Here is a 12582-nt window from a genome sequence, read left to right on the forward strand (position 1 = left end):
GGCTGAATCCGGGCCGCAGTCCGGTGTGCCAGGACTGGCCAAACAAAAAGAGCAGCCGAGGCTGCTCTTTTTCGTTGCGCGTTGCTAATCAGTGAACCTGGGCGGGTGAGCTCGCAGCCAGCACTTGTTTGTGCAGGGTGTCCACCGCAGATTTCGATGCTGTCACGGCATACCCTTGCAGCAATGCCTGGAAATGATCCTCGAACAACCAGCGTCGATCGACGGTGTATCGCTGCATATGACGCAGGTTGCGCTGACGCAAAGACAGGCTCAGTGACGAAGGGTAGATGCGCAGGTCCGCCACGTCGATCAGACCGAACTCGCCGTCCTCCAGCACCAGCACATTACCCAGATGCAGGGAGCGGAAATACACCCCTTGCTCATGCAACTGCGCCATGAACTTGCCGAAGCGTTCCACCAGCGCCTGACGCACGTCCGGAGCCGTGATTGCTTGCAGGACCTGGCGCAGGGTATTTCCCGGCAGGGGGGTGTAGTGCACGGCACTGCCGCCATCGTCCAGGCGGTACAGGTCGAGGATCTGCGGCGTCGGGAATCCCATGTTGCGCAGTCGCTCGCTATTGACGGCAAAGCGTTCGGAGTAGGCGTTGAAACTGCCCGAAGTGTACCAGCGACGAGGTCGGAACAACTTGAGGAAGCTGTCATCGGCCAAGCGCAGGACCTTCGGCCCCAGGCCATCTTCTTCAATCACCCGTGCGTGGGTGGTCAACGCTTGCAGGGCCGGTTGCGTCAGTCTCTTGATCGAAACGGCCAGCAGGCGACCAGCGCGTTGGTTGATACTCAGCGCGGCGATCAGTGCCAGAGGAATCCACAACAGGAACCAGTGTTCCTTGGGGCGTGAAATGATCCCGCCGCCTTCGGTCAGGCCCGCACCGATACCGAACACCAGCCAGGTGGAGGCGATGATGAACAGCGGTTGCACGCGATGGCGCCAGCTGCTCAGCAGGCCCCAGGCCTGGAAGAACAGCCATGGGATAAAGCCGAAAATACCGACGTAGTAAAGAACCCCCAAAGCGAAGCTGTGGGGTTCTGCCAGCGTGTAGCCCAGGCCCGGATCGACGTTCAGGCTGGCGTCGTAGCCATGACCGATCCAGGGGTGTTCGGCGATTTTTTGCAGGACCATCTGCCAGATTTCGAAACGGTAGGAGTCGCCTCGTCCGAAAATCATGTTCGAAAAAAATGCAATCACCGACGCTCCGCCGACGAGCATGATGCCCAGTAATACGATTGACCGTCGATTCCAGCAGATGAAACTCAGCCACAACGCCGCCAGTGTCAGTGCCACCAGCGGTGTCCGGGAGCCGGTAGCGATCACCGCAATGAACATGATCACCATTGCCGGGACACTCAACCAGAGTATCTGCGGGCGCTTGCAGGTCATGCTCAGGCTCAGCCAATAGGCGCAGAAGAAGCCGAACAAGTGCGAGCTCAACAATGGATTGTCGAATGCGCCGCCACCAATCAGGCGTTGGCCCGGCTCATAGATGTGGGCAAACACGTACAGGTTGTAGACCGACGCAACCAGACCGACCATGGCGGCGCTGAACAGCAGGGGCTGGACGATATCGTTGCGATAGCGCACCAGCAGGTAGCACCCGACGAACAGCATCAGCGTGTGGAGCGGTGGCTTGAACTTGCCGGAAAACCCTTCATCGCCCGGGCTCCAGCACAGACTCAACAGCGCCCACCCGGCGAACAGCAGCATCGCAATGAAGATCGGCTCGCGCAGCAACTCTTTGAGCTCGCGTGGTCGCAGGCAAAGCGCCATCAGCGCTGGAATGCTGAACAAACCATAGTAGAGCTTGTGAAGCAGACTGCGGTCCGGCAGGAAAAACAGCGAACACAGAAGTAAAAGATAGCCCAGTGGAAGTATCCACAGGCAAATGAAATCGAAGACTCGATTGGACGTACTGTTGAAACCACTGAGTCGCATGTTGAGAAATTCAATCCTGAAGTTGATCGGCCATTCCGATGGTGGCTATATGATACTGTTTGCGCCGACTAACAATAACAGCCTTTATGGGATTGCCAGAACCCTGGGGAAGCTGTGCTAAAGTCAGCGTCCTTTTTATCGACATTCGCGTGATATGGCCGACTCCAGTCTCTCCGCAAGCCCCTCGAGCTTGAAAATCTACTTCCGTCTGCTCGGTTATGTCCGGCCGTACATCGGCCTGTTCCTGATCAGCATCGTCGGTTTTCTGATTTTCGCTTCGACGCAGCCAATGCTCGGCTACATCCTCAAGTACTTCGTCGATGGCCTGTCCAATCCCGAAGCGGTGCTCTTTCCCAGTGTCCCCTACCTGCGCGACCTGCAACTGCTGCAAGCCGTGCCGTTGCTGATCATTTTGATCGCCGCCTGGCAGGGGTTGGGATCTTATCTGGGCAACTACTTCCTGGCCAAGGTTTCTCTCGGGCTGGTCCACGACCTGCGGGTTGAGTTGTTCAATAACCTGCTGGTCCTGCCCAACCGATACTTTGACAAGCATAACTCCGGTCACCTGATTTCCCGTATCACCTTTAACGTGACCATGGTCACCGGGGCGGCCACAGATGCGATCAAGGTCGTAATCCGTGAAGGCATGACGGTAATCTTCCTGTTTGCCTCGCTGCTGTTCATGAACTGGCGCCTGACTCTGGTCATGGTCGCGATCCTGCCGCTGATCGCGTTGATGGTCCGTACCGCGAGCAAGAAATTCCGCAAGCAGAGCAAGAAGATCCAGGCGGCCATGGGCGACGTGACGCACGTGGCGTCGGAAACCATCCAGGGTTATCGTGTGGTGCGCAGCTTCGGCGGCGAAGTCTACGAACAGAAGCGTTTCTTCAATGCCAGCCAGGGCAACACCGACAAGCAATTGCGCATGACCCGCACCGGCGCTATCTACACGCCGCTGCTGCAGTTGGTGATCTACAGCGCCATGGCCGTGCTGATGTTCCTGGTCCTTTTTCTGCGTGGCGATGCGTCCGCCGGTGACATGGTGGCCTACATCACCCTGGCGGGCCTGCTGCCCAAGCCGATCCGTCAATTGTCCGAAGTCAGCTCGACCATTCAAAAAGGCGTGGCGGGCGCCGAAAGCATCTTCGAACAACTGGACGTTGAGCCGGAAGTCGATACCGGTACCGTCGAACGCGATGCGGTGACCGGACGCCTGGATGTGCGGCATCTGAGCTTCACCTATCCTGGCACCGAGCGTCAGGTACTCGACGACATCAGTTTCTCGGTCGAGCCCGGGCAAATGGTGGCGCTGGTCGGGCGGTCTGGCAGCGGCAAGTCGACCCTGGCCAACCTGATTCCGCGTTTCTATCACCACGACAAGGGCGAAATCCTGATCGATGGCGTCGAGGTGGAACAGTACAAACTGCTGAACCTGCGCAAGCACATCGCCCAGGTCACCCAGCACGTGACGTTGTTCAGCGATACCGTGGCCAACAACATCGCGTACGGCGATCTGGCCGGTGCGCCCCGTGAAGACATCGTAAAAGCGGCGAAAGACGCTTATGCGATGGACTTCATCGCACAACTGCCCGAAGGCCTGGACACTCAGGTCGGCGAGAACGGCGTATTGCTTTCCGGTGGCCAGCGCCAGCGTCTGGCGATTGCCCGGGCCCTGTTGAAGAACGCGCCTTTGCTGATTCTCGACGAAGCCACCTCGGCACTGGACACCGAATCGGAACGGCATATTCAGGCGGCCCTGGATCAAGTGATGAAAGGCCGCACGACCCTGGTGATTGCTCACCGTCTGTCGACCATCGAAAAAGCCGACCTGATCCTGGTCATGGATCAGGGCCGGATCGTCGAGCGCGGCACGCACGCCGAACTGTTGGCGCAAAATGGTTATTACGCCCGCCTGAATGCCATGGGGCTTGATGCCCCGGCTGAAGATATCGCCTGATTCCTGTCGACGTTCGTTCGTCGTGAACGACTGAAAAGAGTCGCAGTCTGTCGTTTTAGAACGTTTACAGGCTGCGATTTTTTTGCTTTTGGCACCCTCGTTCATGCCATGCGCAAGCCCTGCGCCAACCCTGTGCTAATATCCCGCCCTTGTTCATTTTGTATGTGGGATGCTCCATGAAGTTGTCCATGCCGCGATTCGATCAAGCCCCTGTCTTGGTGGTCGGCGATGTCATGCTCGACCGTTATTGGCATGGTGGTACCTCACGGATTTCCCCTGAGGCGCCGGTACCGGTGGTCAAGGTCGAGCAAATCGAGGACCGCCCGGGCGGTGCCGCTAACGTTGCCCTGAACATTGCCGCGCTTGGCGCACCGGCCTCGCTGGTCGGTGTGACCGGCGACGACGAAGCTGCCGACAGCCTGGCCAACAGCCTCAAGGGTGCTGGTGTGCGCGCATTGTTCCAGCGTATTGCGCACCAGCCGACCATCGTCAAGTTGCGGGTCATGAGTCGACACCAGCAGTTGCTGCGTATCGACTTCGAAGAACCCTTTGCTACCGACGCCCTGGCGCTGGGCGAGCAAGTTGACGAGTTGCTTGAAGGCATCAAGGTGCTGGTGTTGTCCGACTACGGCAAAGGCGCGCTGAAAAATCATCAGGTACTGATCCAGGCCGCCCGTGCCCGTGGCATTCCGGTGCTGGCCGATCCCAAGGGCAAGGATTTCTCGATCTACCGGGGGGCGAGCCTGATTACCCCGAACCTCAGCGAATTCGAAACGATCGTCGGCGGTTGCGCCGATGAGCACGAACTGGTGAGCAAGGGCGCGCAACTGATGCACGACCTGGACCTTGGCGCGTTGCTGGTGACTCGTGGTGAACACGGCATGACCCTGCTGCGTCCGGATCATCCCGCGTTGCACTTGCCCGCGCGCGCGCGGGAAGTGTTCGACGTGACCGGTGCCGGCGACACGGTGATTTCCACCCTGGCGGCCGCGATCGCCGCTGGCGAAGAATTGCCCCACGCAGTGGCGTTGGCCAACCTGGCGGCGGGCATCGTGGTCGGCAAGCTCGGTACGGCGGCCATCAGCGCTCCGGAGCTGCGGCGTGCCATCCAGCGTGAGGAAGGTTCCGAGCGCGGTGTATTGGGTCTGGAGCAGTTACTGCTGGCGGTAGACGATGCGCGTGCGCACAAAGAGAAAATCGTCTTCACTAACGGTTGTTTCGACATCCTGCATGCCGGTCATGTGACCTACCTCGAGCAGGCACGGGCCCAAGGGGATCGCTTGATCGTTGCGGTCAACGACGATGCATCGGTAAGCCGTCTGAAAGGGCCGGGACGTCCGATCAACAGCGTTGACCGTCGCATGGCTGTGCTGGCGGGGCTGGGCGCGGTGGATTGGGTGATCAGCTTCCCTGAAGGCACTCCTGAAAACCTGCTGCGCGAGGTCAAGCCGGACGTGCTGGTGAAGGGGGGCGATTACGGGATCGATCAAGTGGTCGGTGCCGACATCGTGACGGCCTACGGTGGTACTGTGAAGGTGCTGGGATTGGTGGAAAACAGCTCGACGACAGCGATTGTCGAGAAGATTCGAAGTCATTGATGAGATCTAGACTCCGTTTCACACAGTGTGTGAACGGGTTTTATCGTGAGGATATAACCGTCCCAGACGATGTTGGCCGGAATTAACCCAATGCTCTTACCCGCTTTTGTCTTGTGGTAAAAGATTTATGAAAGTGATGCTCCTGGTAATGGACGAGCAGCGCGTCATTCTGGATCGACTGTATGAAATCGTGCAGCAGAACTGCGACGAGTGTGTTGTCTATCGCCTGAGCAAAAAGCAGCAGCTGAAACTTGGTTCGTTTCTCGCGACAGTCAACTACCAGACATTCGACCGGATCGTGATTTTTTCCAGGGTCAAGCGCCTCGTCCCGCAACTAAGGGTCCTGAAATGTATTCCGGGCCTGGTGTTTCTCGAACATGACGCTTATCAGAATTACATGCCCGCGAGTAAATACCTTCGGGTTTACTCGCGTCTTTACAGTCGTTTGCCCAGCTCTCGCGCGCTGGTTTCCGGCGCTGTCGTAGCGCGTCGGATGCAAGCTGAAAACATTGATGCAGTGTTCGTTTCGAAGGGATATGACGAACAAATGCTGCACAACACCAACAGTGTCCGGGACATCCCGGTGGCTTTTCTGGGCAGTCTGAAAAGTACTGAATACGCGCAGCGCAGGGCGCTTCTGGAGTCCCTTTCCCGGCGTACCGGCATGTTGGTGGGCCGCACCAAATCAGGCGCTGAGTATCTGGAAATGCTCAATCGCATCAAGATTTTCGTGAGTGCCGATATCGGCATGAATGAATTCATGATCAAGAACTTTGAAGCAATGGCGTGTGGCTGTGTATTGCTGGCCTGGAGTCAGGGCGAAGAAGACCAATTGCTGGGTTTCCAGGACATGCACAACACGGTTTTCTATCGCTCTGAAGATGAGGCCGTGGAAAAACTCCAGCTGCTGCAGAGCGACCCGTTGCTGACGGCTCGTATCGCCAGTAACGGGCAGGCATTCGCCGAGAGCCAGTATTCCTTTGCTCGGGTGGGGCGCACGCTCGCTGCCGAGATTCAGCGTGAAATGCGTCCCTGGCAGCCACCTTCATTGTTGACTCGCCTGTGGGTAAAGCTGCGTTACGGTATGCAGGTTCCAGAGTAACCATGGAAAATCCTCCGTCCCAAGCCGATGAGCCAATGGCGCTGGACGCATTGCCCGGTGGTCATCAGTCTGTTCCGGGCGGGCTGCCGCAGGAACTGAAGGAGTGTCTGCGCAGGGCGCCGCGGGTTCTGCTGGTTGCCAACAATCCAGCGATTACCCGGGACGATTTCCAGGCGCTGAACATCGGCGCCGACGATGTCGTCGTCAGCTTCAACAAGTGTGTCCTGGCGCCGCTGCTTTCCCCACAAAGCGTTAATCTCTTCGTTCATGGTTTCAATTCGCCGGACGCCTATTTTTTTGGTCTTCCTTACGGGCCTGAAGTGCAGCGGCTTTTCCGGCAGGCCGACGCGCGGTGTTTCACGATGCTAGTCGGTTGCACCGGGGCCATGTGTCCCTTGCCACAGGTGGCGCTCTATTGGGAGCGTATCCCGTTGCCGGCATTGTGGAACTACCCGGTCGATCGCCCGGGCGGTAAACGCTATGTCGGACCCACCACCGGTTTCAATGCGCTGGTGCTGTTCGACTGGCTGCGCGGGCAGGCAGGGTATGACTATCAGCTCATGACGTTAGGTTTTTCCGACGAGGCGGGTAAACGCTGGGGCGGGCATGCCTGGGATTATGAGCGTGACTGGCTGAAAAACTCAGACGTTATCGTGATACCTCTGCGGCGTCGACGTTGGTGGCAGAAGCTGTTTGATCGCGGATGATTTGTCGCCGGTTGCCCACAGGGGCCTGATTATTTTTCAAGGGGTGCTGTAGTGTTGAATATTGCGGTGGCTTTTTTTGGTATCCCGAGAAATTCGCAGATCTGCTTTCCTTCCATTCAAGAAAACGTCCTGGCGCTGCTTCCTTCCGACAGCAACGTAAAATGCTTTTATCACCTGTACAAGATCGACGAAGTGCAGAACTCCCGTTCGGGCGAGCAAGGTGAGCTGAAGGCTGACAACTACGAGCCCTTCGAAACCATGACCGGGCAACTGACCTCGACCGAGGGTGTGCTGGCGCGCTGGAACTTTGAACAAGTGAAAGCGCTGGGCGATACCTGGGCTGATGACTACGCCTCACTCAGAAACCTGATCTATCAACTCAATTCGCTGCACACCGTTACGACCATGATGGAGTCTTTCAATCCTGATTTCGTCGTCTACGTGCGGCCGGACATTTTCTTTCATACACCGCTTCCCGCTTATGTGTTCAAGCACGCAGAAGCCCGGCGACGTAATACCTACATTCCCGACTGGCAGTGGTGGGGCGGGCTGAATGATCGTTTTGCCATTTGTGGTCGCGACACCTACGTCGCGTACGGCAAAAGGATCGAGCGCATGTTTGATTTCAGTAAAGTGACGGGAAGGAAGTTGCACTCCGAGCGGCTGCTCAAATTTGCACTGCAACAGGCAGGGGCGAAGATCTGCACCCTGGAGACCCAGGCGTCGCGTGTTCGTATCAACGGCGCCTTTGCCGAAGAGTCGTTCTCTCCCAAGCGCGGCATGGGCAAGCGCGAGAATCGCTATTTCCATTTTTTTGCGCGGTTACGCACCTTCATGGACAAACAACGAGCCGGTTAGATCGAACCTGATTTATTTGCGCAAGCTTCCCTGTACCAACCGCACCAGGCGCAAGGCCTTGACGCTCAGTTTCTTCAGTCCCCGTCGCGGGGCTTTGGGTGCTTCCAGCCCTTGTTGTGCAACCCAGTCCTTCCAGCGAATACGCTCCTCGCGCACTGTCCAGCCTTCCTGGATGGCAAAGCTCTCCGCCAGATACAGTCCACGGGTACTGGCGGGTATAAGTTTGTCGCGCTTGAGCGTGTACAACTCGGGGCGCGGGACGCCATCTTCCAGAGGCATCAAGTACAGATCCGGACGTTTGCGATCCAGGCGGGCCACCAGTTGGTCGCCTTCCAGTCGTTCGTCGACATGAAACAGGCTCAGGGACTTGGCTTCCCTGGGCACATCCAGGCGCAAGTCATAGATCAATTGCAGCGACGCTGTCGGCAGGTGCACGTAAGCCCGCGGACGCTCGATCAGTTGCATGTTGGCGCAACGCACCGGCCGCGCCGAGCCGGAAAACGGGGTGAGGCGAAAGGGCAAGGCCTCGCGATAGTGCAGCGCAGACGAGTAGGGCGCTGGCAGCCAGGTGTCGTTGAAACGTCCACCGAGCCAGCCTTCCGGAGTTTCCAGCAGGCACTCTTCGGCTATCTCCTGAATCGCCGTGTGCAGGGGCAGGTTCAGCTCGTGGGCCGGTACGTAACCGGAGATCAGTTTGAGCACCACGTCGCCACGATCCTGCCGACGCTGGCGTACCAGCACCCAGTAATCGCGATTCTGCCAATGCAGGGTCAGGCGCACCGAGACCCCGAGGTTGGCCAGCTCCAGCGCGAACCGCTCGTTGTCAGCCACCGTCACCGGGCGGCGACGCTGCAGGGTCTGGGAAAAATTGAGCGGCATCCCGACGCTCTGGTAGTTCAAGCCTTCGGGAGTCGCTTCGACGAATAACGGCAGGGTCTTGAAGTTGCTCGGATTCTTTCTAATGAGCGTACGCGGCATGTCGGCTCCTGCTTTAAGGCCGCGAGGGGCGGCATCAGTTGCTACGTAGGACCTGGGCAACGGTCGCGACGTTGTGGGCGAGGTGCAGCGGATTGATGGTCCCGACAATAGCACTGGCGACACCCGGATGTTCAAACAACAACTCGAAGCTGGCGCGCACCGGGTCTACACCCGGGCTCAGGCAGACATGACCGCTGGCCAGGGCTTTCTTGACCAGGATGGCTTTGCCGTGTGCAGCAGCATAGTCAATGACCGGCTTCTCGTTCTGATCGTTCAGATTGTAGGTGACCATCGCGCAATCACCTTGCTCCAGAGCCTTCAAACCGCCTTCGACGGTTTTGCCGGAGAAACCATAGCCGCGAATCTTGCCTTCGGCCTTGAGCGCGGCGAGGGTCGTATAGACTTCGCTGTCGTTGAGGATCGCCAGGTCGTTGCCGTCGGAATGCACCAGCACCAGATCGATAAAATCCGTTTCCAGGCGTTGCAGGCTGCGTTCCACCGACAGGCGAGTATGCGCAGCGCTGAAATCATGACGGGACAGACCGTCGGCAAATTCCTCGCCGACCTTGCTGACGATCACCCAATCCTGGCGCTGCCCCCGCAGCAACGGGCCGAGCCGTTCTTCGCTGCGGCCATAGGCGGGGGCGGTGTCGATCAGGTTGATGCCCAGATCGCGCGCGAGTTTGAGCAACATGCGCGCTTCGTCATCGCCGGGAATCTGAAAGCCATTGGGGTATTTCACGCCTTGATCGCGGCCGAGTTTGACCGTGCCCAGACCCAGCGGCGAAACCATCAGGCCGGTGCTGCCCAGTGGACGATGCACATCGTGCAGGGTGGGTTGGCTCATGGCAGCAGTTGCTCCCAGGCCGGGACGCCCATCGGCGGTTTCGGCAATTCGGGCAGCGGCGCCGGATGGCCTGGCTGGATGCCGTCACGTTGCAAGGCGTTGATCACGCGGTCGGCGAAGTCCGGCGCCAGCGCCAGTTTGGTAGGCCAGCCGACCAGCAAGCGGCCTTCTTCGGCAAGGAAGGCGTTGTCCGGACGGGTCAGGCCCGATTGCAGCGGCTCGGCGCGGTCCACGCGCAAGGTCGCCCAGTGCGCGGTGCTCAAGTCGATCCATGGCAGCAACTGGCCGAGTTCTTTCTGCGCGGTGGCAATCTGCTCGGCAGGTTCGCGTGCAACACCTTCGGCTTCGGCAATGTCGCCACCCAGGTACCAGACCCATTGGCCATCGGCGGCCGGGTGCGTGGTGACGGTGATGCGCGGTTTGGTGCCGCCGCCCAGGCAGTGGGCGTACAGCGGTTTGAGGCTCGGGCCTTTGACGATGATCATGTGCAACGGTCGGCGTTGCATGGCGGGCTGGCTCAGGCCCAGCGCTTCAAGCAGCGCCGCCGTGCCGGCTCCGGCGCTCAAGACGATGCGCTGGGCGCGGATCTCGCGCCCGTCGACCTTCAGGCCCACCAGGACGTCACCGTCCAGCAGCGGTTCGATGTTCTGACCGGCGAGCAAGCCATCGCCCGCCAGATCGGCCAGGCGCTGGACCAGGCTCGGCACGTCGATCACCAACTCCGCCAGGCGGTAGACCTTGCCCTTGAAGCGCTTGTCCTGCAGGGCCGGCGGCAGTTGGTCGCCCTTGACCTGGTCGACGCGGCCACGCACGGCTTTGCTGGCGAAGAAACTGGTGAGGTTGCCGGCGATCGTGCCGGGAGACCACAGGTAGTGGGCTTCGGACAGCAGGCGCACACCGGACAGGTCCAGTTCGCCGTCGCCGGCCAAGGCTTCACGCCAGCGACGGGGCATGTCGGCGATGGCTTCCGAAGCGCCGGTCAGGGCACCATGCAGCGCGTATTTGGCGCCGCCATGGATGATCCCCTGGGACTTCACACTCTGCCCGCCGCCAAGGCTGGCGCTTTCCACCAGCACGGTCGAAAAACCCTGGCGGCGCAAACGCGCATTCAGCCAGAGGCCGGCGACACCAGCGCCGACAATCAAAACGTCGGTGGAAATAACGGATGGCATGCAGCGACCTCAGTGTTCAAGACGAGGGCGCAGTATACAGAGCTAGGACGGGAAAAAAGATCGCAGCCTTCGTCAATGCCCAGCGGTTTTGGAGAAGAGCTGGATCACGACGACACCCAGCACAATCAACGCCATGCCCAACATAGCCGGCACATCCAGCTTCTGCCCGTAAATAAACAGCGCTGCAACGCTGACCATCACGATCCCCATGCCGGCCCACACCGCGTATGCCACACCCACCGGAACGCTGCGCACGACCAGCGTCAGCATCCAGAAGGCGATGCCGTAGCCGACGATCACCAGAATCAGCGGCAGCGGCGTGCTGAAGCCTTTGACCGCTTTCATCGAAACAGTGGCAATCACTTCGGCGCAGATGGCAATGGCCAGGTAGTAGTAAGCGGTCATGGGTGCATCCTCATGTGAAGTGTTGCTTTCTGAGGTCGGCATTTTAGTGATTCTCCAGATGCGGTAAAGTCATTACCTATCTGTTATGGCGATGGGTTGATCATGAACACGCAATGGAATCTGGAGCAGCTACGGCTGTTTGTCAGCGTAGCGGAGCAGCGATCGTTTTCCGCCGTCGCACGGGATCAGCGCAAGGCGCAGTCGGCGGTCAGCAGCTCGATTGCGCTGCTGGAGGAGGACTTGGGTGTGAGCCTGTTCGACCGCAGCAGCGGCCGTCAGCCAAAACTCACCGAAGCCGGCAGTGCCTTGCTGGAGGAGGCGCGGGAAGTGCTGCGCCAGTGCGAGCGACTCAACGGTCGGGCGCTGGCGATGATGCGCGGGCAGGAGGCTCGTCTGCGGGTGGCTCAGGATGAGGCGATGCCCTACCAGCCGATCATCGAAAGCTTCGAAGCACTGGGCGAGCAATTTCCCAGCCTTGAAGTGCAATTGACCAGCGCGGCCCAGGGTGATGTGGCGCGCAAACTGGTGGAGCGTCGGGCCGATCTGGGGTTGCTGTTTTATCACGACCAGATTCCCGAAGCGCTTGAGCGGCGCGTGCTGGGCAGCGTTGAAATGGTTACGGTCTGTGGCGTCGGGCATCCGTTGGCGGCGAACGCTGCCGTGAACTGTCAGGAACTGGCGCAGCATCGACAGCTGCTGATGTCCACGCAGTCCAGTGTCTACCCCGGCAGCGAGCCGGCCAGCCCGCAAGTCTGGCGGGCCGACAGCTTCTACGTGATGGCCGAATGGCTGGTGCGGGGCCTCGGCTGGGCCTGGCTGCCGCGACACGTGGTGCAATACCCGGCGTATCAGAATTTGATGGTCGAACTGGTCAGCGAATGGACACCGCCGGCGCTGGTGGTGGAATTGGTCTGGCGGCGCGACGAACCCCTTGGCCCGGCGGCTCGCTGGCTGGCGGAACGTTTTGCCGTGCACTTGCAGGCGATCGGCGAGAAAAGCCGATAAAC

At 59.3% G+C, this 12582-nt stretch carries 11 protein-coding genes; 6 read left to right on the plus strand and 5 right to left on the minus strand.

Annotation, left to right across the window (positions count from 1 at the left end):
• Positions 1 to 88: 88 nt before the first annotated feature.
• A complete protein-coding gene (locus ACM6IQ_RS23655) occupies positions 89 to 1951 on the minus strand; it encodes a bifunctional O-antigen ligase/aminoglycoside phosphotransferase family protein (protein ID WP_017336213.1) in 1863 nt (620 codons plus the stop codon).
• 154 nt (positions 1952 to 2105) lie between these two features.
• Here ACM6IQ_RS23655 and msbA point away from each other — a divergent pair, with 154 nt between their 5' ends.
• The 5 genes from msbA to ACM6IQ_RS23680 all read left to right on the plus strand — a co-directional run bounded on the left by msbA (position 2106) and on the right by ACM6IQ_RS23680 (position 8173).
• Complete coding sequence (msbA, locus tag ACM6IQ_RS23660) at positions 2106 to 3908, plus strand: lipid A export permease/ATP-binding protein MsbA (protein WP_414879981.1); 1803 nt, start codon at positions 2106 to 2108, stop codon at positions 3906 to 3908.
• 176 nt (positions 3909 to 4084) lie between these two features.
• Entirely contained in the window at positions 4085 to 5506 is a 1422-nt protein-coding gene (gene hldE / locus ACM6IQ_RS23665; RefSeq protein ID WP_017336215.1) for a bifunctional D-glycero-beta-D-manno-heptose-7-phosphate kinase/D-glycero-beta-D-manno-heptose 1-phosphate adenylyltransferase HldE, read from the plus strand.
• A 127-nt stretch (positions 5507 to 5633) separates the two neighbouring features.
• Positions 5634 to 6608 (plus strand): glycosyltransferase, encoded by a 975-nt coding sequence (locus ACM6IQ_RS23670; RefSeq protein ID WP_017336216.1) that lies wholly within the window; start codon positions 5634 to 5636, stop codon positions 6606 to 6608.
• 2 nt (positions 6609 to 6610) lie between these two features.
• Positions 6611 to 7315, plus strand: coding sequence for a hypothetical protein (locus ACM6IQ_RS23675; RefSeq protein ID WP_031318311.1), 705 nt, complete (start codon positions 6611 to 6613; stop codon positions 7313 to 7315).
• Between the two features lie 51 nt (positions 7316 to 7366).
• Complete coding sequence (locus tag ACM6IQ_RS23680; RefSeq protein ID WP_414879982.1) at positions 7367 to 8173, plus strand: hypothetical protein; 807 nt, start codon at positions 7367 to 7369, stop codon at positions 8171 to 8173.
• A gap of 12 nt (positions 8174 to 8185) precedes the next feature.
• Here ACM6IQ_RS23680 and ACM6IQ_RS23685 read toward each other — a convergent pair whose 3' ends face one another.
• From ACM6IQ_RS23685 to ACM6IQ_RS23700, 4 genes are all read right to left on the minus strand, one after another.
• A complete protein-coding gene (locus tag ACM6IQ_RS23685; RefSeq protein WP_017336219.1) occupies positions 8186 to 9151 on the minus strand; it encodes a hypothetical protein in 966 nt (321 codons plus the stop codon).
• 34 nt (positions 9152 to 9185) lie between these two features.
• A complete protein-coding gene (locus ACM6IQ_RS23690; RefSeq protein WP_017336220.1) occupies positions 9186 to 9998 on the minus strand; it encodes an aldo/keto reductase in 813 nt (270 codons plus the stop codon).
• Positions 9995 to 11170, minus strand: coding sequence for an NAD(P)/FAD-dependent oxidoreductase (locus ACM6IQ_RS23695; RefSeq protein WP_414879983.1), 1176 nt, complete (start codon positions 11168 to 11170; stop codon positions 9995 to 9997). Before ACM6IQ_RS23695 ends, ACM6IQ_RS23690 begins: the two co-directional genes overlap by 4 nt.
• Positions 11171 to 11242: 72 nt before the next feature.
• The gene (locus tag ACM6IQ_RS23700; RefSeq protein WP_008027887.1) at positions 11243 to 11575 is read right to left on the minus strand and encodes a DMT family transporter; all 333 of its coding nucleotides are present in this window, start codon (positions 11573 to 11575) and stop codon (positions 11243 to 11245) included.
• 102 nt (positions 11576 to 11677) lie between these two features.
• Here ACM6IQ_RS23700 and ACM6IQ_RS23705 point away from each other — a divergent pair, with 102 nt between their 5' ends.
• A complete protein-coding gene (locus ACM6IQ_RS23705) occupies positions 11678 to 12580 on the plus strand; it encodes a LysR family transcriptional regulator (protein ID WP_017336222.1) in 903 nt (300 codons plus the stop codon).
• Positions 12581 to 12582: the final 2 nt, after the last annotated feature.

The sequence above is a fragment of the Pseudomonas sp. IT-P100 genome, assembly GCF_949767185.1.
Taxonomy (GTDB): domain Bacteria; phylum Pseudomonadota; class Gammaproteobacteria; order Pseudomonadales; family Pseudomonadaceae; genus Aquipseudomonas; species Aquipseudomonas fluorescens_B.